Source organism: Streptomyces minutiscleroticus (assembly GCF_014650875.1).
GTDB classification, from domain to species: domain Bacteria; phylum Actinomycetota; class Actinomycetes; order Streptomycetales; family Streptomycetaceae; genus Streptomyces; species Streptomyces minutiscleroticus.
Genome location: NZ_BMVU01000040.1, coordinates 1 through 25,045, shown reverse-complemented (window position 1 = coordinate 25,045; position 25,045 = coordinate 1). Strand labels below are relative to the sequence as shown.

The window sequence follows — 25,045 nt, the reverse complement described above, 5'->3', positions numbered from 1 at the left end:
GGCTTGCGACGCTCAGGCAATGAACCCCGCCGTGCCCGAGCCCTCGCCTCCGCCGGACACTCCGCCGGCGAACGGGGCCGCCCCCCACCCCGACGGCATGCTGCCTCCCGCCCTCGCCGACGCGCCCGTACCGGCCCGCGCACGGAAGAATGGGTTCATGAGTCAGCAGAAGACCGAGGAGCAGGTCCAGCACCCGCAGCCCTCCGTGGGCTCCATCGCCGCGCACCGCCCGCACACGGTGGCGTCCGCGGTCTCCGACCTGGAACCGGACATCGACGCCGACCTGGACGCCTACGAGGACCTGGACGAGGACGGGGCGCAGCTGCCGCAGGGCCGGTTCCTGGACCGGGAGCGCAGCTGGCTCGCGTTCAACGAGCGGGTCCTGGAGCTCGCCGAGGACCCCTCCACGCCGCTGCTGGAGCGCGCCAAGTTCCTCGCGATCTTCGCCGGCAACCTCGACGAGTTCTTCATGGTGCGGGTGGCCGGCCTCAAGCGCCGCATCGCCACCGGCGTCGCCACCCGCTCCGCCTCCGGCCTCCAGCCCCGCGAGGTGCTGGAGATGATCTGGGCCCGCTCCCGCGAGCTCATGGCCCGGCACGCCGCCTGCTACCAGGAGGACGTGGCCCCGGCGCTCGCCGACGAGGGCATCCACCTGGTGCGCTGGAACGAGCTGACCGAGAAGGAGCAGGCCCGCCTCTTCACCCTGTTCCGGCACCAGATCTTCCCGGTCCTCACCCCGCTGGCCGTCGACCCCGCGCACCCCTTCCCGTACATCTCGGGCCTGTCGCTGAACCTCGCGGTCGTCGTGCGCAACCCCGTCTCGGGCCACCGCCACTTCGCCCGCGTCAAGGTCCCGCCGCTGCTCTCCCGCTTCCTGGAGGCCTCCCCGGACCGCTACGTCCCCATCGAGGACGTGATCGCCGCGCACCTGGAGGAGCTCTTCCCGGGCATGGAGGTGCTGGAGCACCACACCTTCCGCCTCACCCGCAACGAGGACCTGGAGGTCGAGGAGGACGACGCCGAGAACCTGCTCCAGGCCCTGGAGAAGGAGCTCATGCGGCGCCGCTTCGGCCCGCCGGTGCGCCTGGAGGTCGAGGAGTCCATCGACCGGTACGTGCTCGACCTGCTGGTCCGCGAGCTGAAGATCGGCGAGGCCGAGGTGTACCCGCTGCCCGGCCCGCTGGACCTCACGGGCCTGTTCGGGATAGGGGCCCTGGACCGGCCGGAGCTGAAGTACCCCAAGTTCGTCGCGGGCACCCACCGCGACCTCGCCGAGGTCGAGTCGGCCTCGCCGCCCGACGTCTTCGCCGCCCTGCGCGAGCGGGACGTGCTGCTGCACCACCCGTACGACTCCTTCTCCACCTCCGTGCAGGCGTTCCTGGAGCAGGCGGCGGCCGACCCGGACGTGCTCGCGATCAAGCAGACGCTGTACCGGACCTCCGGCGACTCGCCGATAGTGGACGCGCTGATCGACGCGGCCGAGTCCGGCAAGCAGGTCCTGGTGCTGGTCGAGATCAAGGCGCGCTTCGACGAGCAGGCCAACATCAAGTGGGCCCGCAAGCTGGAGGAGGCGGGCTGCCACGTCGTGTACGGCCTGGTCGGCCTCAAGACCCACTGCAAGCTCTCGCTCGTGGTGCGCCAGGAGGGCGACACCCTGCGCCGCTACTCCCACGTCGGCACGGGCAACTACCACCCCAAGACGGCCCGGCTCTACGAGGACCTCGGCCTGCTGACCGCGGACCCGCAGGTCGGCGCGGACCTGTCCGACCTGTTCAACCGGCTCTCCGGCTACTCGCGCCGCGAGACCTACCGCCGGCTGCTCGTCGCCCCCAAGTCGCTGCGCGACGGCCTGGTCTCCCGCATCCACAAGGAGATCCAGCACCACCGCGCGGGCCGCCCCGCCCACGTCCGCATCAAGGTCAACTCGATGGTGGACGAGGCGGTCGTCGACGCCCTGTACCGGGCCTCCCAGGCGGGCGTGCCGGTCGACGTGTGGGTGCGCGGCATCTGCGCGGTGCGGCCGGGCGTGCCGGGGCTGTCGGAGAACATCCGCGTCCGCTCCGTCCTCGGCCGCTTCCTGGAGCACTCCCGGGTCTTCGCCTTCGGCAACGGCGGCGAGCCCGAGGTGTGGATCGGCAGCGCCGACATGATGCACCGCAACCTCGACCGCCGGATCGAGGCGCTGGTCAGGGTGACGGACCCGGCCCACCGGGCGTCCCTGAACCGGCTGTTGGAGACCGGCATGTCCGACACCACCTCCTCCTGGCACCTCGGCCCCGACGGGGAGTGGACCCGGCACGCGACCGACGCCGAGGGCCACCCCCTGCGCAACGTCCAGGAGATGCTCATTGACGCCCGGAGGCGCCGGCGTGGCACAGCGAAACCCTGACCCCGTGGCCGGACCGGCGACGGCACCGGCGACCGTCCCGGCGGACGGCGACCGCCTGGCCGCGTATCTGCGGGACCGGGCCACGGAGTTCCTGCGCTCGCTGCGGCAGCACCGCGAGTCCGGGTCCGGGTCCGGCGCGGACGGACCGGCCGACGCGGTGCGCGCCCTGCGCCGCTCGGCCCGCCGCATCAGCGGCACGCTGCACACCTTCCGGCCGCTGCTCGACGCCGACTGGTCGGAGTCCCTGCGGCCCGAGCTGGCCTGGCTGTCGGGCACGCTGGCCCGCGAGCACGCGTACGCGGCCCGCCTGGAGAGGCTGCTGGCGGCGCTGAACCGGCTGTCCGGCACCCCGGCCCTGCCCGGGCAGGCCGACGGCCGCGCGGGGACGGCCGGTCCGGAGAAGGGGGCCCTCGCGGTCGGCGCGGCCAAGGCAGGCGCCCTCCTGGAGCGCCAGCTGACCCTCGCCCGGACCCGCGCCCACTCCGCCGCGCTCCAGGCGCTGGGCTCCTCCCGGTTCCACGCGGTCGCGGACAGCGTCGCGGTGCTCGCCAGTGAGGTCCCGCTGGCCCCGGCGGCCCGTACGACCGGCCTCGAGCCCCTGGCGTGCGCCGCGGAGGAACGTCTCACCGCCGCGATCGCCGCGCTGCCCCTGGTCACCGCGGGCCACCCGTACAACGCGGAGGCCCTGGTGCACGGCCTGTCCCCGGACGCGGCCCCGCACCCGCAGGACGCCCCCTGGCACCAGGTCCGCCTCCTGCTGCGGCTGCACCGCTACGCCCGCGAGGTGCGGCACGGCGACACCGCCCCCTGCGCCGACGTGCGCCTGCTCGACGCGGGGCGGGCGCTGGACCGGCACCGGGACGCGTCGGAGGCGGCGTCCGCCGCGGCGGCCGCGGCCCGCACCCCGCGGATCGCCCCGGCGACGGCGTACGCGCTCGGCGTGCTCCACGCCGACCAGCGGCACGAGGTGGAGGCGGCCCGCTTCGCGTTCCAGCGGGCCTGGTCGAAGGAGGCGGTGGGCACGGCGTGACCGGAGCGGGCGGGGAACGGCCGAGGACGGAGCACGGGGAGCGGGCGGCGCCCGGGCGGGCGCCCGGGGACGGGCAGCAGGTGGCGCCCGGGGACGGGCAGCAGGTGGCGGCCGGGCACGGGGAGCGGCCGGCGGCCGCCGCGCGCACGGTCCGGGCGGCCGGCTGCGTCCTGTGGCGCCGCGCCCCCGGCACCGGGTCCCTGGAGATCTGCCTGGTCCACCGGCCGAAGTACGACGACTGGTCGCACCCCAAGGGCAAGCTGAAGCGCGCCGAGGAGCCGCTCGCGGCCGCGCTGCGCGAGGTCGAGGAGGAGACCGGCCACCGCTGCGCCCCCGGCCCGCGACTGTCCGACTCCCACTACGTCGCCGACGGACGCCCGAAGGTGGTCCACTACTGGGCGGCCGAGGAGACCGGGGGCCGCTTCGTGCCCAACGCCGAGGTGGACCGGGTGTGCTGGATGTCCCCGGAAGCGGCCCGCGCGCGTCTCACCCGCTCCCGCGACCGCCTGCTCGTCGACGAGTTCCTGGCGCTTCCGCGGCACGCCTGACCCGGCGTCACGGCCGCTCGACGTGGCGCTCCGCGTCGGTCCTGGCCAGGCTGCGGGCGCGGCGGGCCGGACCGCGCCAGCCGCAGGAGCACCGGGCCGTGCAGAAGCGTCCCTGTTCGACCGTCGTCGTGCGATGTCCGGAGGAGACCGGATCCGCCTGCTGTGTCACACGCACCACGGTACCCAGCGCAGGTGAACGGAGTCCCTCGGCGTGACGGCACCCCTTACCCGTCGTTAACCGGAGCGACAAGGCCCGCGAGGACGGCCCGGCTTGGGGGTAGGCAGACGATGAGGGAGCGGCAGCACAGGCGGACCGGCACGGCGGCGGCGCTGGCCGCCGCGGCGGTGGGACTGGCGGTCTGCGGCACCGGCTGCTCCCCCACCGGGGCGGCCGCCGAGGACGCGCGCGCCGCGGACCCCGTGGAGAGCCTGCACCGGGCGGCCGCCGGCCTGGCCCGCGCCGGCAGCTCCCGGGCCCGTACGTCGATGGAGATGGCCACCGGCGGCACCCGCGTGACCATCCGCGGCGAGGGCGTCTACGACTTCCGGGACCGGCTCGGCCGGCTGCGGGTGCTGCTGCCGCAGGATCCGACCGGCAGCGAGGAGCACCGCCCGATCACCGAACTGCTCGCCCCGGGCGCCCTGTACATGAAGAACCGCGGCGCGGGCGTGCCCGCCGACAAGTGGGTGCGCGTCGACACGGCGGGGCTGTCCGACGGGAACCTGGTCACCGGCGGCGCCACCGACCCGTCCGCCGCCGTCGAGCTGCTGCGCGGCACCCGCGACGCCACGTACGTCGGCACGGCCGAGGTAGCCGGCACCGCCGTGCGCCACTACCGCGGCACGGCCGACCTCGCGCTGGCCGCGAAGGGGGCCTCCGAGGGCAACCGGGGGCCGCTGCGGGCGGCGGCGAAAGGGTTCGCCACGGCCCTGGTGCCCTTCGACGCCTACCTCGACGACGAGGGCCGCGTCCGCAAGGTCCGGCACCGCTTCAGCTTCGTGAACGACACGCACGAGGGCACCGTCGCCGTCGCCTCGACGGTCCTGCTGTACGACTTCGGCGTCCCCGCCGACGTGCGGCTGCCGGACGAGGACGACATCTTCGCCGGGCGGATCGCCGAGCGGTAGCGCCGCCGGGCCCCGTCCCGGCCGGAAGGTGCCGGACCGGAAATGGTCCGTTGGTGCCATGCGCTGTCCGTGCGCCGCTCCCTACCCTAAGAAGTCGGTGACGGCAGGAAGAGGTGATGCACGTGGCTCCGATGCGCGGTACGGCGGTCCAGGACCACGTGGCCCTCGCCGAGATCGAGCTGTGCGGAGATCTGATCATCGCGGCCTCGGCCGCCCATGAGGACCGGCTCAGCCCCGACCGCATCGACGAGGTGCTGAAGATGGCCGAACAACGCTTCCTCGCGAAGCACGGGACGAACCCGAAGTAGGCCACACCACTGAGCGGACGCGGCCCGGTCCCCGCCGCGTCACGTGACCGGCCCGTCGCCGACCGCGGACGCGCCTTCCCGCGCCCTCGGCCGGACGGTGCACCCGGGCGGCCGCAGTGCGCGGCCGGACGGGCGGCCGTCCACGCGTCCCGCCGGAAGCGGCCCTCCGCGCGCCCGGCCGGGAGCCGGCCGCCGTCGGCTCACGTGCGCAGCAGCCGCCCGATCGCCTTCGTCGCCTCCTCGACCTTCGCGTCGATCTCGGAGCCGCCCTTGCGGGCCGCGTCGGCGACGCAGTGGCGCAGGTGCTCCTCCAGGAGCTGGAGGGCGAAGGACTGCAGCGCCTTGGTGGAGGCGGAGACCTGGGTGAGTATGTCGATGCAGTAGACGTCCTCGCCGACCATGCGCTGCAGGCCGCGGATCTGGCCCTCGATCCGGCGCAGCCGCTTGAGGTGCTCGTCCTTCTGCTGGTGGTAGCCGTGGATCCCGCGGTCGTGGTCGGTCTCCGCCCCGTCGGCGTCCCGGGGGGCCTCGGAGGGCGCTTCCGCGCTCGTCGCGCCGGCCTCGGTGGTCGTCATCGCGTCCTCCTGGAGAATCTTCCGGTCGGCCTGTCGGCTTCGCCGGATACACATACCCCTACGGGGTATATGGTACCGAATTTCCTTGGGTAGGGAGCCTGTGGCCGACGGCCGGCGGGGCCCCGTCCCCATCACTCTGCCTGATGGGCGACACTTGGGGACGGCCGCTTAGCCGTGGCCGGATGATGCGCTTAGCATCAGCCTGACCGAAACCGAAGCACCCCGAGGACCCCACGTGCGTTTTCGTCTGACCCCCAGGGAGACGAGCTTCTACGACATGTTCGCCGCCTCCGCGGACAACATCGTCACGGGCTCGAAGCTCCTGATGGAACTGCTCGGGGCGGACGTCTCCGCCCGGGCCGAGATCGCAGAGCGTATGCGGGCCGCGGAACACGCCGGTGACGACGCCACGCATGCGATCTTCCACCAGCTGAACTCCTCCTTCATCACGCCGTTCGACCGCGAGGACATCTACAGCCTCGCGTCGTCCCTCGACGACATCATGGACTTCATGGAGGAGGCCGTCGACCTGGTCGTCCTCTACAACGTGGAGGAACTGCCCAAGGGCGTCGAGCAGCAGATCGAGGTCCTGGCGCGGGCGGCGGAGCTGACCGCCGAGGCCATGCCGAACCTGCGCACGATGGACAACCTCACCGAGTACTGGATCGAGGTCAACCGCCTGGAGAACCAGGCGGACCAGATCCACCGCAAACTGCTGGCGACGCTGTTCAACGGCAAGTACGACGCGATCGAGGTGCTCAAGCTGAAGCAGATCGTGGACGTACTGGAGGAGGCGGCCGACGCCTTCGAGCACGTGGCGAACACGGTGGAGACCATCGCCGTCAAGGAGTCCTGAGCCCCTCATGGACACCTTCGCTCTGGTCGTGACCATCGGGGTCGCGCTCTTCTTCACGTACACCAACGGCTTCCACGACTCGGCCAACGCGATCGCGACCTCGGTCTCCACCCGGGCCCTGACGCCGCGCGCCGCGCTGGCGATGGCCGCGGTGATGAACCTGGCGGGCGCGTTCCTCGGCAGCGGCGTCGCCAAGACGGTCAGCGAGGGGCTGATCTCCACGCCCGAGGGCTCGAAGGGGATGGGCATCCTCTTCGCCGCCCTGGTCGGCGCGATCGCCTGGAACCTGATCACCTGGTACTTCGGGCTCCCGTCGTCCTCCTCGCACGCCCTGTTCGGCGGCATGGTGGGCGCGGCGCTCGCGGGCGGGACGACGGTGTACTGGTCCGGCGTCCTGGAGAAGATCGTCATCCCGATGTTCGTCTCGCCGGTGGTCGGCCTGGTGATCGGCTACCTGGTGATGACGGCCATCCTGTGGCTCTTCCGGCGGACCAACCCGCACAAGGCCAAGCGCGGCTTCCGCATCGCGCAGACGGTGTCGGCGGCCGGCATGGCCCTCGGCCACGGTCTGCAGGACGCGCAGAAGACGATGGGCATCGTGGTGATGGCGCTGGTCATCGCCGACGTCGAGGACTACAGCGACCCGATCCCGGTCTGGGTCAAGATCGCCTGTGCCCTGATGCTCTCGCTCGGCACGTACGCGGGCGGCTGGCGCATCATGCGCACCCTCGGCCGCAAGATCATCGAGCTCGACCCGCCGCAGGGCTTCGCCGCCGAGGCGACCGGCGCGTCGATCATGTTCACCACCGCGTTCCTCTTCCACGCGCCGATCTCGACCACGCACGTGATCACTTCCGCGATCATGGGCGTCGGCGCCACCAAGCGCGTGAACGCGGTGCGCTGGGGCGTGGCCAAGAACATCATCCTGGGCTGGTTCATCACCATGCCGGCGGCGGCCCTCGTCGCGGCGGTCAGCTTCTGGATCGTGAACCTGGTCGCGCTGTAGCGCGGCGGGATCCGCCCCGCGCACGAACGAACGGGCCCGCCCCCCGGGAGCCAGGGGGCGGGCCCTCTTCGTCCTCGCGGTGGCACCGCCATGCAGCACCGCGAGGGGTCATCGGGGGACGGGTGCCCCGGCCGCCGCGGCCGGGGCACCCGTCCGGTCAGCCGAAGCGGCCGGAGATGTAGTCCTCGGTCGCCTGGACCGACGGGTTGGAGAAGATGCGCTCCGTGTCGTCGATCTCGATCAGCTTGCCGGGCTGGCCCACGGCCGCCAGGTTGAAGAACGCCGTGCGGTCCGAGACGCGCGCCGCCTGCTGCATGTTGTGCGTCACGATGACGATCGTGAAGCGCTCCTTCAGCTCGCCGATCAGGTCCTCGATGGCGAGGGTCGAGATCGGGTCGAGGGCCGAGCAGGGCTCGTCCATCAGCAGGACGTCCGGCTCGACGGCGATCGCGCGGGCGATGCACAGGCGCTGCTGCTGACCGCCGGACAGGCCCGAGCCGGGCTTGTTGAGGCGGTCCTTCACCTCGTTCCAGAGGTTGGCGCCCTTGAGGGACTTCTCGACGACGTCGTTCAGCTCGGACTTCTTGTAGCTGCCGTTCAGGCGGAGGCCCGCCGCCACGTTGTCGAAGATCGACATGGTGGGGAAGGGGTTGGGCCGCTGGAAGACCATGCCGACCGTGCGGCGCACGGCCACGGGGTCGATGCTCGCCCCGTACAGGTCCTCGTCGTCCAGGAGCACCTTGCCCTCGACGCGGCCGCCGGGGGTGACCTCGTGCATCCGGTTCAGGGTGCGCAGGAAGGTCGACTTCCCGCAGCCGGACGGGCCGATGAAGGCCGTCACGGAGCGCGGCTCCACGGTCATCGAGATGTCCTCGATGGCCTTGTGGGAACCGTAGTAGGCGGTGAGCCCGCTGACGTCTATGCGCTTGGCCATGGCTTCTTCACTTCCAGTACTTCGAGCGTCGGTCGCTGTATGGCCGCGTCAGCGACCGGTCTTGGGGGCCTTCCAGCGGGCGAGTCCGCGGGCCGCCATGTTGAGGATCATGATGAAGAGGATGAGGACCAGTGCCGCGGCCCACGCCCGGTCGTACGCCGCGCCCTCGCCGCCGCTGTTCGCGTACTGCAGGTAGATGTACACCGGCAGCGACGCCTGCGGGTCGGAGAACGGGTTGGCGTTGATGAGGGGCGTGACCCACACCAGCAGCAGCACGGGGGCGGTCTCACCGGCGATACGGGCGACCGCGAGCATCACGCCCGTGGTGATGCCGCCGATCGAGGTCGGCAGCACGACCTTCAGGATGGTCCGCCACTTCGGCACGCCCAGCGCCAGGGAGGCTTCGCGCAGCTCGTTCGGGACGAGCTTGAGCATCTCCTCGGTGGAGCGGACGACGACCGGCAGCATCAGGATGGTCAGGGCCATCGAGCCGGCGAAGCCGGAGTAGCCCATGCCGAGGGTGATGATCCACAGGCTGAGGACGAACAGGCCCGCGACGATCGACGGGATGCCCGTCATGACGTCGACGAAGAAGGTGACGGCCTTGGCGAGCCGGCCCCGGCCGTACTCGACCAGGTAGATCGCGGTCAGCACGCCGATCGGCACGGCGATCAGGGTGGCGAGGCCGACCTGCTCCAGGGTGCCGAGGATGGCGTGGTAGATGCCGCCGCCGGGCTCGGTGTCGCCGACGATGCCCATCGAGTGGGTGAGGAAGTACCCGTCGAGGACCTTCACACCGCGCTTGACGGTCTCCCAGATCAGGGAGGCCAGCGGGAGGACGGCCAGGATGAACGCGACCCACACCAGGCTGGTCGCCACCCGGTCCTTGGCCTGCCGGCGCCCCTCGACCTTCGCGGCGATGCCGTACGAGCCGAGGACGAAGAGGACCGCGGCGATCAGGCCCCACTGGATGTCGCTCTCCAGCCCCGCCGCGGCGCTGATGCCGAGGCCGAGGACGATCGAGCCCGCGGCGACCGCCCAGGGGAACCACTTGGGCAGCGTCGCGCCGCGCAGGCTGCTCGGGCGCTTGCCCTGCGTGTCAGGGAGGGTTGCGTTGCTCATGCGTTGGCCCCCGAGTACTCCTTGCGGCGGGCGATGATCATGCGAGCCGCGCCGTTGACCAGCAGTGTGATGACGAAGAGCACCAGGCCGGAGGCGATGAGCGCGTCCCGGCCCATCTCGGTGGCCTCGTTGAACTTGCTGGCGATGTTCTGCGCGAAGGTGCCGCCGCCGTAGTCGAGCAGGCTGGCCTGGATGTCGAAGAGCGGGGAGAGGACCATCGCCACCGCCATGGTCTCGCCGAGCGCGCGGCCGAGGCCGAGCATCGAGGCGGAGATGATGCCGGAGCGGCCGAAGGGCAGGACGGCCATGCGGATGACCTCCCAGCGCGTGGCGCCGAGGGCCAGGGCCGCCTCCTCGTGCATCTGCGGGACCTGCCGGAAGACCTCGCGGCTCACGTTGGTGATGATCGGCAGGATCATGATCGCGAGCAGGATGCCGACGGTGAACAGCGAGCGGGGCGCGCCGCCCTGCCACGAGAAGACGCCGGTCCAGCCGAGGTAGTCGTCCAGCCAGCCGTAGAGGCCGTCCAGCTGCGGCACGAGGAAGAGGACGCCCCACAGGCCGTACACGATGGAGGGCACGGCGGCGAGCAGGTCGACCACGTACGCGATGACGCCGCCGATGCGGCGCGGGGCGTAGTGCGTGATGAACAGGGCGATGCCCACCGAGACCGGGACCGCGATGGCCATGGCGATGATCGACGACACGACGGTGCCGAAGGCCAGGACCGCGATGCCGAACTCCGGCGGCGTGCCGGTGGGGTTCCACTCGAAGGTGGTGAAGAAGTTGGCCTCGTCCTTGCCGATCGCGATCGCGGCACGGTAGGTGAGGAAGACGGCGATGGCCGCCATGATCACCAGCAGGAAGATGCCGGAGCCGCGGGAGAGACCGAGGAAGATCCGGTCACCGGGTCGGGTGGCGCCGCGCGCGGCGCGCTTCTGCTGGGCGTCGGAGGGCTGGTCGGTCACGGGTGGAGCGGCAGTGTTCTGCGTTGATATGTCCATCGGGTTCTCCGGTCTGCGGAGCCGCCGTGCGGGCGGCTCGGGGCGGAGCCGCCCATGCGGTGGGGGCTCCTGGCGGCGGTGCACCGGACGGCGCGGGCCCGCCCCTCGGGGGCGGACCCGCGCTCGGATCAGCTCAGTTCCGAGACGGTCTCGCGGACCTTGCCGATGATGTCGTCGGGAACGGGGGCGTAGCCGGCCTCGGTCAGCTGCGCCTGGCCGTCCTCGGAGGCGATGTAGTTCAGGAAGGACTTGGTGGCGGGCAGGGTCTCCGCCTTGTTGCCCTTGTCACAGACGATCTCGTAGGTGACCAGGGTGATCGGGTAGGCGCCCTCGGCGGACGGCGTGTAGTTCAGCTCGAGCGCCAGGTCCTTGCCGGAGCCGACGACCTTGGCCTCGGTCAGGGACTTGGTGGCGTTCTCGGCGGTGGCCGCGACCGGCTCGGTGGCCTCGGTCTTGACGTCGACCGTCTTGATGCCGTCCTTGGCGTAGGACAGCTCCATGTAGGAGATCGCGCCCGAGGTCTGCTTCACCTGCTGGGCGACACCGGAGGAGCCGGACGCGGACTGGCCGCCCTTGGCCTGCCAGGCCTTCTCGGGCTCGTACTTCCAGTCCTTGGGCGCCGCGGCCTTGAGGTACTTGGTGAAGTTCTCCGTGGTGCCGGACTCGTCCGAGCGGTGGAAGGCCTGGATCTTCAGGTCGGGGAGCTGCGCGTCGGGGTTCAGCTTCGCGATGGCGTCGTCGTTCCAGTTGGTGATCTTGCCGTCGAAGATCTGGGCGAGGGTCGCGGCGTCCAGGGCCAGGGTGTCGACGCCCGGGACGTTGAAGCCGACCGCGATCGGGCCGACGACCATGGGCAGGTCGACGGCCTGGCCGCCGGTGCAGACCTTCTTGGAGTCGGCGATCTCCGTGGAGTCCAGCGCGGAGTCGGAGCCGGCGAAGGCCGTCTGGCCCTGCAGGAACGCCGTGATGCCGGCGCCCGAGCCGGTCGGGTTGTAGTTGATCTGCACGCCGGGGCAGGCGGTCCGGTAGGCCTTGACCCAGGCGTCGACGGCGTTCTTCTGCGCGGAGGAGCCGGAAGCCTGCAGCTGGCCCTTGGCGTCACCGCAGTCGATCTTGCTGGCGGCGGCCGTGGAGGTCTTGCTGCCGCCGTCCGCGTTGCCGCTCGTGTCGTCGGAGCCGCACGCCGTCAGGGCCAGGGCGCCGGAGACGGCGACGGCACCGAGGGAAAGGGCGCGAAGCCGGTTCTTGCGCTGAAGCTTCACTTTCGGTGGTTCCTTCCGAGGAGCCGCCTTCTGCCGGCGGCGTGCGAAGTCGTGGTGCAGTTCCCCGGGCACGTCCGGGACTGCCGTCGTACTGCTGTGGAGCGGAGGGTGTGAAAGCGTTCTTTCGTACGCACCCCGCACCCGGTAAGGCCGAAATTAGGCAGATCAGGTGAAGCCGCCGATGGCCGTGAATGAACGGAGGGTGAACCCCTGCCGTCAGTGCGGTGAGGTCACGGAACGCTCACGGGGAGGGCACGCGAAGGGCACGCGGAGCTCCCGAGACCTCCGGACGCCGCGATCGCGCGGTGCGGGCGGACGGGCCGCTCCCGGGGGCCGCGCCCGTTCCCGCCGGCGTCACCGGGGAACCCGTACGGGCGAGAACCCGTCTCGTCCCACGGGTTCTCCAGGGAGGGGCACACATGCGACGGCGCACGTTCACGGTCGGCGGCACGGCCGCGCTCTCGGCGGCCGCCGCGGCCGGATGCAGCGGCACGGCGGGCGGCAGCGGCGGCGGCGGGCGCGCGCCCGCCGGCGGGACGGCCTCCCGCACCGCGGGCCGACCCACCGCGTCCGCCGCCCCCGCCGACTGGAAGGCGCTGGCCCGCGACCTGGACGGCACCCTCGTCCGGCCGGGCGACGCCGACTGGACGGTCGCCCGGCAGCTCTACAACACCCGCTTCGACTCCCTGAGACCCGCGGCCGTCGCCTACGCCGCCCACACCGGCGACGTCCGCACGGTCCTCGCCCACGCCCGCGCGCACGGCGTCCCGGTGGCGATCCGCAACGGCGGCCACTCCTACGCGGGCTTCTCCTCCGGCGACGGCCGGCTGATCGTCGACGTGTCGCGGCTGTCGGCGGTGCGGGCCTCGGGCGGCGAGGCCGTCGTCGGCGCCGGTGCCAAGCTCATCGACGTCTACCGGGCGCTCGCCGCGAAGGGCGCGACCATACCCGCCGGCTCCTGCCCGACCGTCGGCGTCTCCGGGCTCACGCTCGGCGGCGGCCACGGGGTCGTCTCCCGCGCGTACGGCCTGACCTGCGACAGCCTGACCCGCGCCGTCCTGGTCACCGCGGACGGCAAGGAGATCACGGCCGACGCGGAGGAGAACGCGGACCTGTTCTGGGCGCTGCGCGGCGCGGGCAACGGCAACTTCGGCGTCGTCACCGAGCTGCACTTCAGGACCCACCCGGCGCCGCAGGCCGTCTCCGCCGACCTGAGCTGGCCCTGGCCGCGCGCCGCCGACGTGGTGCGGGCCTGGCAGGAGTGGGGACCGGACCAGCCCGACGAGATCTGGTCCGCCTGCCGCCTCGACAGCACCCGCGGCACGCCCTCGGTCTCCGTCACCGCGCTGTCCCTCGGCACCTACGGCGAACTGCAGAACGCCGTCGACCGGCTCGCCGACGCCGTCGGCGCCCCCGCGAGCGGCGTCTCCCTGCGCCGCCGCTCGTACCGGGAGTCGATGGAGGTGTACGCGGGCTGCGCCTCCTTCGACGGGGACGAGCAGTGCCATCTGCCGGGGACGGTGCCCGGTCGCTCCCCGCGGGGCGCGCTGAGGCGGGAGACGTACGCGGCCCGCTCGGACTTCTTCGACCGCTCCCTGCCGGAGGCCGGCGTCCGGACCCTGCTGGACCGGGTGGCCGGGATGCGCGAGGACTCGGGCAGTGTCGCGCTGACCGCGCTCGGCGGCGCGGTGAACCGGGTGGACCCGACCGCGACGGCGTTCGTGCACCGCCGCTCGCGGATGCTCGCCCAGTACGTCGCCTCCTGGGACGCGGGCACCCCGGGCGCCGCGGCCCGGTCGTGGCTGGATTCCACGCACGCGGCGATGAGGTCCCACGCCTCGGGCGCGGCCTACCAGAACTACACGGACCCGGGCCTGAAGGACTGGCGCACCGCCTACTACGGCCCGGTCGCCGCCCGCCTGGAGAAGCTGAGGAAGCGGTACGACCCGGACCGCTTCTTCGCGTATCCGCAGGGGCTGTAGGGAGGCGTGTCCGCGAGACCCCGCGGGGGCGGCGGAAGGCCCCGACGACGGCACGGCGGAGAGCGCGGGAACACGGCGAGGCCGCGGTGCCCGTGGACACCGCGGCCTCGGAGGAGAGCCGGTGGAAGGGGAAGGACCGGTCCGGCCGCTCAGGCGGCCAGGTCGCGCTCCTCGGACGCCGCGCCCGACCGCGCCCCCGGGATCAGCGGCCCGTCCCCGGACCGCTCCGCGCCCCGCGCTCTGACCAGCCAGGAGACCTTCGGCGAGCGCTCGACGGCTCGCATGAGGGGGGTCAGCAGCGCCATGGCGGGCGGGGACAGCAGCAGCGCCACGGCCGTGCCGAGCGCGAAGCCGCCGACGACGTCCGTCGGGTAGTGCACGCCCATGTAGACCCGGCAGAACCCGCCGAGCAGCCCGAGCAGGATGCCGACGAGGCCGAACTTCCGGTTCGCCACGAACAGCGCGACGCCCATCGCCATCGTGAGCGTCGCGTGGTCGCTCACGAAGGAGTAGTCGTTCTTGCCCTCGATGAGGACTTCGAGGCCCTGGTGTTCCAGGAAGGGCCGGGGTCTCTCCACGAAGCCCCGGATGGGCACGTTGACCAGGACGGCCACGCCCGCCGCGAGGGGGACCCACACCAGTGCGGCCACGGACGCGGCGGCGCTCTCGCCGCCCCGGCGGCGCACGCCCCACCAGCACCACAGCACGAGCAGCACCATGGCGAGAAGCAGCCCGTACTCGCCCACGAACTCCATGCACCGGTCGAACCAGTGCGGCGCTTCCTTGGCGAGCCCGTTGATGTCGTAGAGCAAGTCGACGTCGGGGTTCGACCCTGATTCGGCGAGTCCAGCCATCTGCGCTGCGGCCCCTTCGTCGTCAGTTGCGGGCGCACCCGTGCGCGCGCCGCCCGATGCACCCCCGTGGTGGTAGATCTGCTCTACACATAGAGGAACGCACAGTCCGGTTCCCCGCGTTCCGCACTCCACCGAATGATCACGCAGACGTTATCGAAGAGAGACTCGTCTCCGCAGCTCAGGGGAGGGGTTCACACAGAGGTGGGCAACGCTTTCGCGCCATCCTCGGTCACCCGGGTGGCGCCGAAGTAGTCCGGCGTGTCGACCGGGTCGAACCGGATCACGGCGCCCGTGCGCGGCGCGTCGATCATGTAGCCCCCGCCGACGTAGATCCCCACGTGCCGGATGGCCCGCGAATTGGTGAGGTCGTCGGAGAAGAACACCAGGTCACCGGGGAGCAGCTCGTCGCGGCTCGGGTGCGGTCCCGCGTTGTACTGGTCGTTGGCGACGCGCGGCAGCTCGATGCCCACGCTGCGATACGCGGCCTGCGTCAGGCCCGAACAGTCGAAGCGCCCGCCCTGCGCGGCGGTGCCGGTGCCGCCCCACAGATAGGGCGTGCCGAGCTTCTTCTGCGCGTACTCGATCGCCGCGGCGGCCTGCCGCGAGGGGTCGACGCGCTCGACGGGCGCGGCGAAGCTCTCCTGCAGGGTCGTGATCGTCTTGACGTAGTTCCGGGTCTCCGCGTACGGCGGGACGCCCCCGTACTTGATGACGGCGTACGCCCCCGCGTTGTACGCGGCCAGCATGTTCTCCGTCGGGTCGCCGGGCGCGTCCTTGACGTACTTGGCGAGCTCGCAGTCGTAGGAGGCGGCCGACGGGATCGCGTCGGCCGGGTCCCAGACGTCGCGTCTGCCGTCGCCGTTGCCGTCGACCCCGTGCGTGGCCCAGGTGCCGGGGATGAACTGCGCTATGCCCTGCGCCGCGGCCGCGCTCTGGGCTCTGGGGTTGAACCCGCTCTCCTGGTACAGCTGCGCGGCGAGCAGCGCGGGGTTGATCGCGCTGCACAGATTGCCCCACTTCTGCACGAGCGCCCGGTAGGCGGCGGGCACGGCGCCCTTGGCCAGTCCGACCGAACCGCCGCCGACGCCGTTGGCGAGGTTCCCGGCGACCATGTAGACCCCGACGACCAGCAGCATCACGAAGCTCAGACCTGCGCCGACGACGGCGGACGCCACGATCCACGCCTTACGCACCGTCAACCGCCCCTCGTCGCACAGGAGTCCACCGGGGTCAGTGTAGAGGCGGCGACCCCGCAGCGGAACGATCACATTTACGGAGAATCATCACGTGGCCAAGTCCCGAAAGACCGTCACTCGGCGTGGGAAGCTGGAAAAGATGTAGAAGGGGATAACGACGCACCCGTACGACAGGTTCCGCTGTTCTTCATTGCCCGCCGTGACCTGGCGTGATACACAGAGTGACCATACGCCTCCTGATTCACCGTTCCGGACCGCCCGCAGGGGCCGGCGAGGGGCGGCGGCAAGGGATTCGTACGAAACCCGCCAATCAATGACGCCAAGTCGACATACGAAGGCACCATTGTCGGCGACAATGAGCCTGACCTCTGCGCAGAGTGGCAGGGGAGACAGAACTACCCATTAGGGGCGGTGACTTACATGTTCCTTGCGGCCGAAGAGGGCGACATCACCACGATCATCGGGGGAATCGCCCCGGACTGGGGGCCGTTCGGCACTCTGGGCAACGAGGCGCGGGTGATGATCGAGGTCGTGATGGCGGTGGCCATCCTCCTCTGCCTCGGCATCGCGATCTGGGGCGCGGCCAAGCAGCGCATCGGCGCGACGGCCCTGCGCGACACCTTCAGTGCCGAACAGGGCAAGGGGCTCATCATCGCGGGCCTGACCGGAGTCTTCATCATCGGCTCCCTCGGCACGCTCTTCACCATCGTGTACGGCATGGCCGTGTAACCCGCCGCCGCGCCAGGCGCCCCTCAGTCCCCGGCCGGGCGCGCCCGGTTCCCCCCTATCTCCCCACCCGTCCGTCGTGCCCACCGGCTGAGGTTGCGTTTCCCTGATGTCGAGTCACCACACCGCGCCCGCGCGGCCACCAGCGCGGCTACCGTCGTACTACGCGGTTCACCATGAGGCCGAGGGGGCTGACGCGGCATGAGTCTCGGCGACGAGAGCGGGTACGGAGACGCCGCGCGCTCCGGGAACGACGGCGGGTACGGGGGCAGCGGCCAGACACGTACCCGGCTGCCCGGCCGGGGCGACGACATGTACGGCGGCGCCCGGCGGTCCGGACGGTCCTCGTCCAGAAGCCTGGTCACGGTCGTCGGCGTCGTGGTGCTGCTGATCGCGGCCATCGCCTTCGCCAACCGCGGGGGCGGCGGCTCCGGCCCGGCCGACGACGAGGCCGCCGGCAGCGCGGCGGCCCCCACGGCCCCGTCCGGCGACCGCCCCGTGCGGACCACGACCGGAGGCATCCCGTCGGGTTTCGAGCACAGCCAGGAGGGGGCACAGTCGGCGGCGGCGAACTACGCGGTGGCGCTCGCGTCCGCCGACATCTACAAGCCGGCCCGGCGGGCCCAGATCCTCGAACAGATCTTCGCAGCCGACAAGGTGTCCGCGTTCAAGAGCAGGATGGACAAGGCGTACTCCACGGAGTTCCTGAAGAGCGTCGGGCTTGACCGGAACGGCGAGGCCCCGGCGGGACAGACCTACGTGTCGCGCACCATGCCGGTCGGCACGAAGGCCACGGCCTACTCGGACACCGCGGCGACCACGGAGGTCTGGTGCACCGGCGTGTTCGGCACCGCGGGGGACGACTCCACCGACCCGGTCCGCAGCGACTGGTTCACGATGACGCTGCAGCTGCGGTGGACCGACGGTGACTGGAAGATCGACGCCTTCTCCCAGCAGGAGGGGCCCGCGCCGGTGAACGGCGACAACAAGGTCTCGCCGTCCGAAGAGATCTCGAAGGCTGTCGAGGAGTTCGGAGGCTTCACGTATGCCCGGTAGCCCACGCCGCGTACTGAAGGTCACCGCAGCCGCAGCGACCGTCCAGACGGCACTCGTCCTGCTGGCCACCCGCGCGGTCGCCGCACCGACGCCGTCGCCGTCGCCGTCCGGTGACGACGACTGCCGGTTCGTCGTCGGCTCCATGAAGGAGGAGTGCGAGCGCAACAACAGCGGAGGCGGCGGCGGAGGCGGCGCCGACGGTCCCTCCATCGGCAGCACGCTCGACCCCCTCTCCTCCCTGGCCAAGGGCTGCGCCGACGCCGCGTCCTGGACGATCGACAAGCTCAGCGACGCCGTGCAGAGCACGGCGAACGTCGACTTCACCAACCCCACGTTCCTGCAGCAGTACGCCGTCGTCTTCGCCGCGTCGACGATCCTGACCCTGCTGCTGTGGCTGCTCGCCGTGGCCAAGCGCGCCGTGCGGGGCGTCCCCCTCGGCACGGCCCTGTCCGAGGCGATCGGCTTCCTCTGGCTGACCGTCCTGGCCTCGGCGTTCACCCCGCTGATCCTCTACACCGTCGTCTCCGCGACCGACAGCGTCACGGACGTGCTGGCCAAGGCCACCGGCGACAAGACGGACACGTTCTTCGGGAACTTCTCCGCTGCCCTGGAAAAGGGCGAGGACATCGGCGGCGGGCCGATCATGCTGATCGTCGTCTCCCTCGTCTCCATCCTCGCCGCCGGCGTGCTCTGGCTGGAGCTGGTGATCCGCGCCGCCCTCCTCTACGTGGGCGCGCTGCTCGGCACGGTCGTGTACGCCGGGCTCGTCGACAAGAACCTGTGGGGCCACGTCCGCCGCTGGGCGGGCATCATGATCGCGGTCATCCTGGTGAAGCCCGTCATCGTGATAGTGCTCGGCCTGGCCGGCGCCCTGTCGGCCGAGGACGGCCCCGACGCGTTCTCCGCCGTCGTCTCCGGCCTCGCCATCATCCTGCTGGCCATCTTCGCCAGCGCGATGATCTACCGCTTCGTCCCGGGCTTCGGCGACGAGATCGCCGGCTCCCGCAACAACCGCATCATGCAGGGCGCGGAGGGCAAGGCCGCCGCGGTCATCAGCTCCCCCGCCACCCTCGTCGCCCAGGGCATCAAGACCCACAGCACCCGGGCCGACAACAACGGCGCGGGCGGCGGAGGCGGCAGTTCCCAGCCGCGTCCCGCCAACCCCGCCACCGGAGGCGTCGCCGCCCACAGCGCACGCACCTCCGGCTCCGGCGGCGGCTCCGCCCCCTCGGCCCCGCCGCCCCGCAACAGCCCCGTGAACACTCCTCACGCCGGCAACACACGCAACAGCAGTACCAACCGCTCGGGAGGTGAAGGGCGTTGACGACCGAGTCCCACCTGTCCCATCCGGTCACGCCCCGCCGTACGTATCTGATCGGCCGCGCCCGGCCGAACGCGATCATCGGCCGGAACCGCGAGACCGGCGAGATCGCCCTGATCATCGCGGGCGCGTTCCTCGGCATGATGTGCGGGCTCCTCGTTCCCGTCCTGTCCCTGCGCATCGTGCTCCTCATGGGCTTCCCGCTGCTGGCGCTGGCCGCCGTGTACGTCCCGTACCGGCGCCGCACGTTCTACAAGTGGTTCGAGATCAACCGCAGCTACAAGCGCACCCTGCGCCAGGGCACCGCCTACCGCAGCACCGCCATGGAGGCCGGCACCCGCATCGACGGACGCGAGGTCGAGGTCGGCCCGCCGCCCGGCATCGGACGGATCAACTGGCTCTCCGCCCCCTTCGGGCCCGACGAGATCGCCGTGCTCCTGCACGCCGACCGGCGCACCGTCACCGCCGCCATCGAGATCGAGGGCCCCGGCGTGGGCCTGCGCGACTCCGAGGACCAGGAGGCCCTGGTCGACCGCTTCGGCACCCTGCTGAAGCACGTCGCGAACGGCGACGGCTTCGTCACCCGCCTGCAGATGCTCGCCCGTACGCTCCCCGCCGACCCGGACGCGCACGCCAAGGACGTCGCCGTGCGCGGCGACGACCGCGCCCCGGCCTGGCTCCAGCAGTCCTACGACCAGCTGCAGTCCATGGTCTCCACCAGCAGCGAGCAGCACCGCGCCTACCTCGTCGCCTGCATGCACTACTCGCGGGAGCTGGCCGCCGAGGCCCAGGCGATGGCCCGCGCGGCCCGCCCGCACGGCGGGAAGAAGCTCGACCGGGACGCCGGCCTCGCCGTCGTCATGGCGCGCGAGCTGACCGACATCTGCTCCCGCCTGCAGGAGGCCGACATCCGGGTGCGCCAGCCCCTGGGCCAGAGCCGGCTCTCCTCCCTGATCCACTCCATGTACGACCCGGACCACCCGATCGACCACATCCAGGCGATGACGAAGCGCAACGCCTGGCCGGCCGAGCTGGACGCGATGGAGCCGACGTACCTCCAGGCGAAGACCCGCGAGTCCTCCACCCGCGCCCCCTGGTGCCACGCCACGGCCTGGATCAAGGAGTGGCCCATGACCCCCGTCGGCGTCAACTTCCTCGCCCCGCTCCTCGTCCACACCCCCGACGTGATCCGCACGGTCGCCGTCACCATGGACCTGGAGCCCACGGAGATCGCCATCGAGCGCATGCTCACCGAGAAGACCAACGACGTGGCCGAGGCCAGCCGCGCCGCCAAGATGAACCGCACGGTCGACCCCCGCGACCTCGCCTCGCACAGCCGCCTCGACCAGCGCGGCGAGGACCTGGCGAGCGGCGCCGCGGGCGTCAACCTCGTCGGCTACATCACGGTCTCCTCCCGTACGCCGGAGGCGCTCGCGAGAGACAAGCGCACCATCCGCGCCTCGGCCGGCAAGTCGTACCTGAAGCTGGAGTGGTGCGACCGCGAACACCACCGCGCCTTCGTGAACACACTGCCGTTCGCCACCGGCATCCGACGGTAGAAGGGCTGCTGCGATGCGGGATCCGCTGTCCATGCTCACGGACGCCTTCACGTCCTTCCTCTTCGGGAAGGTCGAGACGACCCGGCTTCCGGTGCGGACGTCGACGGGACAGGCCCAGGCGGTCTACCTGCCGACGGCCGCGCCCGGCCTCGGCGACTCCGGCGTCATCATCGGCCGCGAGGTGTACTCCGGCAAGGGCTACATCTACGACCCCTTCCAGCTCTACGGACAGCAGCTCCCGGCCCCGCACTGGCTGGTGCTCGGCGAGTCCGGCAACGGCAAGTCCGCGCTGGAGAAGACGTACGTCCTGCGGCAGCTGAGATTCCGCGACCGCCAGGTCGTGGTCCTCGACGCGCAGGGCGAGGACGGCGTCGGCGAGTGGAACCTCATCGCCGAGGAGATGGGCATAACTCCCATCCGGCTCGACCCGACGGCGGCCCTGGACCACGGCATCCGGCTCAACCCGCTGGACCCGGCGATCACCACCACCGGCCAGCTGGCCCTGCTCCGCACGATCATCGAGGTCGCGATGGGGCACGGCCTGGACGAGCGGTCCGGCTTCGCGCTGAAGGTCGCCCACGCCTACGTGAACGGGACGATCGTGGACCGCCAGCCGGTCCTGACGGACATCGTGGACCAGCTGCGCCACCCCGAGCCCGAGTCGGCCGAGGCGATGAACGTCGCCACGGAGGACGTGCGGGCCTGGGGCCTGGACGTGGCCCTGGTCCTGGACCGGCTGGTCGACGGTGACCTCAGGGGCATGTTCGACGGGCCGACGACGGTCGGCATCGACCTGGACGCGCCGCTGATCGTCTTCGACCTCTCCCACATCGACCGCAACTCCATCGCCATGCCCATCCTGATGGCGATCGTCGGCGTGTGGCTGGAGCACACCTGGATCCGCCCCGACCGCAAGAAGCGCATCTTCCTGGTCGAAGAGGCCTGGCACATCATCAACAGCCCCTTCGTGGCCCAGCTGTTCCAGCGGCTGCTGAAGTTCGGCCGGCGGCTCGGCCTGTCCTTCGTGGCGGTGGTCCACCACCTGTCCGACGTCGTGGACGGAGCCGCCGCGAAGGAGGCCGCGGCGATCCTGAAGATGGCCTCCACCCGGACCGTCTACGCCCAGAAGGCCGACGAGGCCAGAGCCACGGGCCGGGTCCTCGGCCTGCCCCGCTGGGCGGTCGAGATCATCCCGACCCTGACCCCGGGCATCGCGGTCTGGGACGTCAACGGCAACGTGCAGGTGGTCAAACACCTGATCACCGAGACCGAGCGTCCCCTGGTCTTCACCGACCGCGCGATGACGGAGTCCTCCAGCGACCTCACGGACGACGCCCTGCGCGCCGCCGAGCTGGAGGCGGAGGAGCGGGCGGCGGCCTTCATGGAGCAGCACATGGCGGACATCGACGGCTCGTCCGAGTCCACGGTGGCGTGACCGGCGACCCGTACGAAGCGGCACGAGAGCGCGGGACGAGAGCGGTGGCATGAGATGAGGCCGGAGGAGCGCGGAAGCGGACGCGAGGGCGGACGCCAGGGCGAGCGGGGCGTCCCCGACGGACTGCTGGTCGGGGTGCTCGCCTTACTGCTCGGCATGACCGTGCTGGTGTGGTCGGCCACGGGCCTGGCCGGCCTCTTCGCCCACGGCTCCTGGCCCTCGGGCGTCACCTTCGTCCGCACCCCGCTGGCCATGCGCCACCTCGTCGGGCAGCCGCACGACGTCCCGGGTGCCTGGCCCGGGACCCCCGAGGAGCAGCTGTCGGGCTACGGGCTGTTCTGGGGGCTGTTCATCGGCCAGCTGATGGTGCTGCTGGTGCTGACGGTCTTCGTGATGGGCACGGCGGCACGGTGGCGGGCGGGCCGCGCGGCCCGCAGGAAGGCCGCGGCGGCCCCCGCCGCGGACCGGACCACCGCCGCCGTTCCTCCCGCGACCCCCGCGTCATCGACGCCCGCCCCACGGCCCACGGCTCCGCCGCAGGCACCGGCTGCCGAACGGAGCCCGGGCCGAGAAGGAGCCGTGGCGTACGAGAAGCCGCCCGCGGACGCCACGGGAACGCATACGCGGTACCTCCACACGGCACACGATGTCCGCGGTGTCCACGACATCCATGGCGGTCCTGCCGCCGCAGTTCCGGGGACACCCATGACCGGTGGTGTGCCCGACGCGTACGGGACGGCGGGAACGTCCGGCCCGGTCCCGTTGTCGTCCGGACTCCCCGGCGACGCCTACGGCGGGACCGGCGGCGCGGGAGGACCGGTGCCCGGCCTTCCCGGCACGTACGGTGCCGTGGTCCCGGCCCCTCCGGAGGCCGCCGTCGGCGCCGCCGCGCCGGTGCGCGAACGCCCCCTGATCCCCGAACCGCTGCGCGCCGCCGCGACCGGTCCGCTCCCGGTCACCGTGCCCGCGCCCCGCGGCCCGGTGGTCCTCGGCCCCGCCGAGACCCGCCACCCGCTGGCCGTCCAGGCCGTGCGCGACGCCGAGGGCCCCGCCCTGGTGATCACGTCCTCCCCCGCGCTCTGGGCGGAGACCAAGGACGCCCGGGCCAAGCTCGGTCCCGTCCTCCTCTACGACCCCTCGCACCTCTGCGACACGCCGGCCCGCCTCCACTGGCCGCCGACCACCGGCTGCGAGGACAGGGCCACCGCGGCGGCGCGGGCGGCCGCCCTGCTCTCCCCCGTCCGCCCCACCGCGAAGATCGACCAGGCCGTGGCCGACGTCGCGGAAACGCTCCTCCGCAGCTATCTGCACGCGGCGGCCGTCGACGGCCGCACCATCCGGCACGTCCACCGCTGGGCCCAGGGCACCCAGGTCCAGGACGCGGTCCGTACGCTGCGCACGAACACCAAGGCGGCCTCCGGCTCCGCGGGCGAGCTGGAGGCGGCACTCACCTCGCACCCCGAGCGCCGCGACATCGCGCAGGAGCTGACGTCCCGCGCCCTGGCCGCCCTCTCGACCATCAACGTCCGCGAGTCCTGCACTCCCAACCGAACCGACGCGCTCACCTTGGATTCCTTCATCAACGAAGGGGGAACACTTTATGTGGTCGGTGAAGCCATCGAGGACCCCCGGACGCGGCCCGGCGCGATGCCCCTCCTGACGGCCCTGGCCGCAAGCGTGGTCGAGCGCGGCCGGCGCATGGCCGAACGGTCATCCTCCGGTCGCCTCGACCCACCACTCTCCCTGGTCCTGGACGACGTGGCCGCCGTCGCGCCGCTGCCGCAACTCCCGGACCTGCTCACCACGGGCGCGGACCGCGGTCTGCCCACGTTGGCCCTGCTCCGCTCCCGGGAGCAGGCCCGCACCCGCTGGCCGCACCACGACCTGCCGGTGTGAGATCCGGCGGTACCGGAACATCGTCGGTACCGGAGCACCAGCCCGAGAGGGTGCGGCGTCGCAGCAGGGCTGGTTGCAGGGCTACGCCCGCTTGCGCGTCCGTACGAACTCCAGCTCCCGCTGTCCGGGGTTCCCCGGCACAGGCACGGTCCTCCCTGTCGGAACGAACCCGATCTTGCGGTAGAAGCCCTCGGCCCGGGAGTTCCGCTCGTGCACGAAGAGGCGCACCCGGTCGACGCCTGCGACGTCCCACGCCCACTCCAGGGCGGCCGCGAAGAGCCGCTCCGTGATCCCCTTGCCCCGCGCCTCGGGCCGTACGAAGACCCCGACCAGGTGAGCCTGCCGCTGGTCGACCTCGGTTCCGAACGGGTCTCCGGTCCCGGCCTCCTCGACCAGTACGGTGACCGAGCCGAGCCACCGTCCGTCCGCCGGCGCCTCCACGATCACCTGCTGCCGGTCGGTCCTGCCCGCCGCGGCGCCCTCGGTCCGCTCCCGCCAGTAGGCGTCCGGCCGGGTCACCACGTCGTCGTGGCTCTCCAGGAAGGCGAGGGGCGCGACGGGATCCTGCAGCGCGGCCAGCCGCAACTCCTTGACCTGCGGCCACTCATCGGCGCGCACGGAACGGACTACGGGGATCGGGGAGCTCTCGGACGTCATGAGGGCCACCGTAGTACCGGTGCACTACATCTTTCATCCGGGAAAGGTCCCGGAAAGGGTCCGGAAATGCGGAAAGCCCCACACCAATGGTGTGGGGCTTTCCCAAGAATTGTTCGGCGGCGTCCTACTCTCCCACAGGGTCCCCCCTGCAGTACCATCGGCGCTGTGAGGCTTAGCTTCCGGGTTCGGAATGTAACCGGG

Annotated in this window: 23 protein-coding genes and 1 rRNA gene; 14 read left to right on the top strand and 10 right to left on the bottom strand. The window is 71.7% G+C overall.

Features of this window, described 5'->3' with window-relative positions; genetic code table 11:
- Positions 1 to 157 precede the first annotated feature (157 nt).
- The 3 genes from IE271_RS29465 to IE271_RS29455 are packed head-to-tail and all read left to right on the top strand — an operon-like array spanning position 158 to position 3,967.
- Entirely contained in the window at positions 158 to 2,389 is a 2,232-nt protein-coding gene (locus IE271_RS29465) for an RNA degradosome polyphosphate kinase (RefSeq protein ID WP_190193517.1), read from the top strand.
- A complete protein-coding gene (locus IE271_RS29460; RefSeq protein WP_190193516.1) occupies positions 2,370 to 3,419 on the top strand; it encodes a CHAD domain-containing protein in 1,050 nt (349 codons plus the stop codon). Before IE271_RS29465 ends, IE271_RS29460 begins: the two co-directional genes overlap by 20 nt.
- Positions 3,416 to 3,967 carry an NUDIX hydrolase gene (locus IE271_RS29455; RefSeq protein WP_373308859.1) on the top strand — a complete coding sequence of 184 codons (552 nt, stop codon included), beginning with the start codon at positions 3,416 to 3,418 and terminating at the stop codon, positions 3,965 to 3,967. Before IE271_RS29460 ends, IE271_RS29455 begins: the two co-directional genes overlap by 4 nt.
- A gap of 7 nt (positions 3,968 to 3,974) precedes the next feature.
- Here the strand turns inward: IE271_RS29455 and IE271_RS29450 are convergent, their stop codons facing one another.
- Positions 3,975 to 4,136 carry a hypothetical protein gene (locus IE271_RS29450; protein ID WP_190193515.1) on the bottom strand — a complete coding sequence of 54 codons (162 nt, stop codon included), beginning with the start codon at positions 4,134 to 4,136 and terminating at the stop codon, positions 3,975 to 3,977.
- Positions 4,137 to 4,255: 119 nt separating this feature from the next.
- Between IE271_RS29450 and IE271_RS29445 the strand changes: the two genes are divergently transcribed.
- Positions 4,256 to 5,095 carry an SCO4651 family lipoprotein gene (locus IE271_RS29445; protein WP_190193514.1) on the top strand — a complete coding sequence of 280 codons (840 nt, stop codon included), beginning with the start codon at positions 4,256 to 4,258 and terminating at the stop codon, positions 5,093 to 5,095.
- A gap of 116 nt (positions 5,096 to 5,211) precedes the next feature.
- A complete protein-coding gene (locus IE271_RS29440; RefSeq protein WP_190193513.1) occupies positions 5,212 to 5,403 on the top strand; it encodes a hypothetical protein in 192 nt (63 codons plus the stop codon).
- 200 nt (positions 5,404 to 5,603) lie between these two features.
- Here the strand turns inward: IE271_RS29440 and IE271_RS29435 are convergent, their stop codons facing one another.
- Complete coding sequence (locus tag IE271_RS29435) at positions 5,604 to 5,978, bottom strand: metal-sensitive transcriptional regulator (RefSeq protein ID WP_190193512.1); 375 nt, start codon at positions 5,976 to 5,978, stop codon at positions 5,604 to 5,606.
- Positions 5,979 to 6,213: 235 nt separating this feature from the next.
- On the opposite strand from IE271_RS29435, the gene IE271_RS29430 reads away from it, so the two are divergent.
- Both IE271_RS29430 and IE271_RS29425 read left to right on the top strand, forming a co-directional pair.
- Positions 6,214 to 6,834: a DUF47 domain-containing protein gene (locus IE271_RS29430; protein ID WP_190193511.1), complete on the top strand. Its 621-nt coding sequence runs from the start codon at positions 6,214 to 6,216 to the stop codon at positions 6,832 to 6,834.
- Between the two features lie 7 nt (positions 6,835 to 6,841).
- On the top strand, positions 6,842 to 7,840 hold the full coding sequence (locus tag IE271_RS29425; protein WP_190193510.1) for an inorganic phosphate transporter: 999 nt from the start codon (positions 6,842 to 6,844) through the stop codon (positions 7,838 to 7,840).
- A gap of 157 nt (positions 7,841 to 7,997) precedes the next feature.
- On the opposite strand, the gene pstB is transcribed toward IE271_RS29425, so the two are convergent.
- From pstB to pstS, 4 genes are all read right to left on the bottom strand, one after another.
- Positions 7,998 to 8,774 (bottom strand): phosphate ABC transporter ATP-binding protein PstB, encoded by a 777-nt coding sequence (gene pstB / locus IE271_RS29420; protein WP_190193509.1) that lies wholly within the window; start codon positions 8,772 to 8,774, stop codon positions 7,998 to 8,000.
- A 48-nt stretch (positions 8,775 to 8,822) separates the two neighbouring features.
- Entirely contained in the window at positions 8,823 to 9,896 is a 1,074-nt protein-coding gene (gene pstA, locus IE271_RS29415; RefSeq protein WP_190193508.1) for a phosphate ABC transporter permease PstA, read from the bottom strand.
- Positions 9,893 to 10,900: a phosphate ABC transporter permease subunit PstC gene (gene pstC / locus IE271_RS29410; RefSeq protein WP_190193507.1), complete on the bottom strand. Its 1,008-nt coding sequence runs from the start codon at positions 10,898 to 10,900 to the stop codon at positions 9,893 to 9,895. The genes pstA and pstC overlap by 4 nt, the downstream gene beginning before the upstream one ends.
- Positions 10,901 to 11,028: 128 nt before the next feature.
- Positions 11,029 to 12,162: a phosphate ABC transporter substrate-binding protein PstS gene (gene pstS, locus IE271_RS29405; RefSeq protein WP_190193506.1), complete on the bottom strand. Its 1,134-nt coding sequence runs from the start codon at positions 12,160 to 12,162 to the stop codon at positions 11,029 to 11,031.
- Positions 12,163 to 12,581: 419 nt separating this feature from the next.
- On the opposite strand from pstS, the gene IE271_RS29400 reads away from it, so the two are divergent.
- Positions 12,582 to 14,144 (top strand): FAD-binding oxidoreductase, encoded by a 1,563-nt coding sequence (locus IE271_RS29400; protein WP_190193505.1) that lies wholly within the window; start codon positions 12,582 to 12,584, stop codon positions 14,142 to 14,144.
- Positions 14,145 to 14,293: 149 nt separating this feature from the next.
- On the opposite strand, the gene IE271_RS29395 is transcribed toward IE271_RS29400, so the two are convergent.
- Together IE271_RS29395 and IE271_RS29390 are read right to left on the bottom strand one after the other, a co-directional pair.
- Positions 14,294 to 14,998, bottom strand: coding sequence for a phosphatase PAP2 family protein (locus tag IE271_RS29395; protein ID WP_190193504.1), 705 nt, complete (start codon positions 14,996 to 14,998; stop codon positions 14,294 to 14,296).
- Between the two features lie 191 nt (positions 14,999 to 15,189).
- Positions 15,190 to 16,197 carry a bifunctional lytic transglycosylase/C40 family peptidase gene (locus tag IE271_RS29390; protein ID WP_229919627.1) on the bottom strand — a complete coding sequence of 336 codons (1,008 nt, stop codon included), beginning with the start codon at positions 16,195 to 16,197 and terminating at the stop codon, positions 15,190 to 15,192.
- A gap of 417 nt (positions 16,198 to 16,614) precedes the next feature.
- On the opposite strand from IE271_RS29390, the gene IE271_RS29385 reads away from it, so the two are divergent.
- From IE271_RS29385 to IE271_RS29360, 6 genes are all read left to right on the top strand, one after another.
- Positions 16,615 to 16,923: a DUF8827 family protein gene (locus IE271_RS29385; RefSeq protein WP_190193503.1), complete on the top strand. Its 309-nt coding sequence runs from the start codon at positions 16,615 to 16,617 to the stop codon at positions 16,921 to 16,923.
- A 198-nt stretch (positions 16,924 to 17,121) separates the two neighbouring features.
- Entirely contained in the window at positions 17,122 to 17,976 is an 855-nt protein-coding gene (locus tag IE271_RS29380; RefSeq protein ID WP_190193502.1) for a DUF8175 domain-containg protein, read from the top strand.
- Complete coding sequence (locus tag IE271_RS29375; protein WP_190193501.1) at positions 17,966 to 19,300, top strand: hypothetical protein; 1,335 nt, start codon at positions 17,966 to 17,968, stop codon at positions 19,298 to 19,300. The genes IE271_RS29380 and IE271_RS29375 overlap by 11 nt, the downstream gene beginning before the upstream one ends.
- Positions 19,297 to 20,856 carry an SCO6880 family protein gene (locus IE271_RS29370; RefSeq protein ID WP_190193500.1) on the top strand — a complete coding sequence of 520 codons (1,560 nt, stop codon included), beginning with the start codon at positions 19,297 to 19,299 and terminating at the stop codon, positions 20,854 to 20,856. The genes IE271_RS29375 and IE271_RS29370 overlap by 4 nt, the downstream gene beginning before the upstream one ends.
- A 13-nt stretch (positions 20,857 to 20,869) precedes the next feature.
- Positions 20,870 to 22,291 (top strand): ATP-binding protein, encoded by a 1,422-nt coding sequence (locus IE271_RS29365; protein WP_190193499.1) that lies wholly within the window; start codon positions 20,870 to 20,872, stop codon positions 22,289 to 22,291.
- A gap of 54 nt (positions 22,292 to 22,345) precedes the next feature.
- Positions 22,346 to 24,187, top strand: a complete 1,842-nt coding sequence (locus tag IE271_RS29360; RefSeq protein WP_190193498.1) for a type IV secretory system conjugative DNA transfer family protein — start codon at positions 22,346 to 22,348, stop codon at positions 24,185 to 24,187.
- A gap of 81 nt (positions 24,188 to 24,268) precedes the next feature.
- On the opposite strand, the gene IE271_RS29355 is transcribed toward IE271_RS29360, so the two are convergent.
- Together IE271_RS29355 and rrf are read right to left on the bottom strand one after the other, a co-directional pair.
- Positions 24,269 to 24,844 (bottom strand): GNAT family N-acetyltransferase, encoded by a 576-nt coding sequence (locus IE271_RS29355; protein WP_190193497.1) that lies wholly within the window; start codon positions 24,842 to 24,844, stop codon positions 24,269 to 24,271.
- Positions 24,845 to 24,955: 111 nt separating this feature from the next.
- Positions 24,956 to 25,045, bottom strand: a 5S ribosomal RNA gene (gene rrf, locus IE271_RS29350); the annotation flags it as partial.

Excerpts from the sequence above, each read along its gene's own strand:
- IE271_RS29375 (WP_190193501.1), top strand. The coding sequence starts at position 17,966 with ATGCCCGGTAGCCCACGCCGCGTACTGAAGGTCACCGCAGCCGCAGCG.
- IE271_RS29360 (WP_190193498.1), top strand. The coding sequence starts at position 22,346 with ATGAGGCCGGAGGAGCGCGGAAGCGGACGCGAGGGCGGACGCCAGGGC.
- IE271_RS29385 (WP_190193503.1), top strand. The coding sequence starts at position 16,615 with ATGTTCCTTGCGGCCGAAGAGGGCGACATCACCACGATCATCGGGGGA.
- IE271_RS29365 (WP_190193499.1), top strand. The coding sequence starts at position 20,870 with ATGCGGGATCCGCTGTCCATGCTCACGGACGCCTTCACGTCCTTCCTC.
- IE271_RS29425 (WP_190193510.1), top strand. The coding sequence starts at position 6,842 with ATGGACACCTTCGCTCTGGTCGTGACCATCGGGGTCGCGCTCTTCTTC.
- IE271_RS29465 (WP_190193517.1), top strand. The coding sequence starts at position 158 with ATGAGTCAGCAGAAGACCGAGGAGCAGGTCCAGCACCCGCAGCCCTCC.
- IE271_RS29440 (WP_190193513.1), top strand. The coding sequence starts at position 5,212 with ATGCACGTGGCTCCGATGCGCGGTACGGCGGTCCAGGACCACGTGGCC.
- IE271_RS29435 (WP_190193512.1), bottom strand. The coding sequence starts at position 5,978 with ATGACGACCACCGAGGCCGGCGCGACGAGCGCGGAAGCGCCCTCCGAG.
- IE271_RS29380 (WP_190193502.1), top strand. The coding sequence starts at position 17,122 with ATGAGTCTCGGCGACGAGAGCGGGTACGGAGACGCCGCGCGCTCCGGG.
- IE271_RS29395 (WP_190193504.1), bottom strand. The coding sequence starts at position 14,998 with ATGGCTGGACTCGCCGAATCAGGGTCGAACCCCGACGTCGACTTGCTC.
- IE271_RS29355 (WP_190193497.1), bottom strand. The coding sequence starts at position 24,844 with ATGACGTCCGAGAGCTCCCCGATCCCCGTAGTCCGTTCCGTGCGCGCC.
- IE271_RS29400 (WP_190193505.1), top strand. The coding sequence starts at position 12,582 with ATGCGACGGCGCACGTTCACGGTCGGCGGCACGGCCGCGCTCTCGGCG.
- IE271_RS29445 (WP_190193514.1), top strand. The coding sequence starts at position 4,256 with ATGAGGGAGCGGCAGCACAGGCGGACCGGCACGGCGGCGGCGCTGGCC.
- pstB (WP_190193509.1), bottom strand. The coding sequence starts at position 8,774 with ATGGCCAAGCGCATAGACGTCAGCGGGCTCACCGCCTACTACGGTTCC.
- pstA (WP_190193508.1), bottom strand. The coding sequence starts at position 9,896 with ATGAGCAACGCAACCCTCCCTGACACGCAGGGCAAGCGCCCGAGCAGC.
- pstC (WP_190193507.1), bottom strand. The coding sequence starts at position 10,900 with ATGGACATATCAACGCAGAACACTGCCGCTCCACCCGTGACCGACCAG.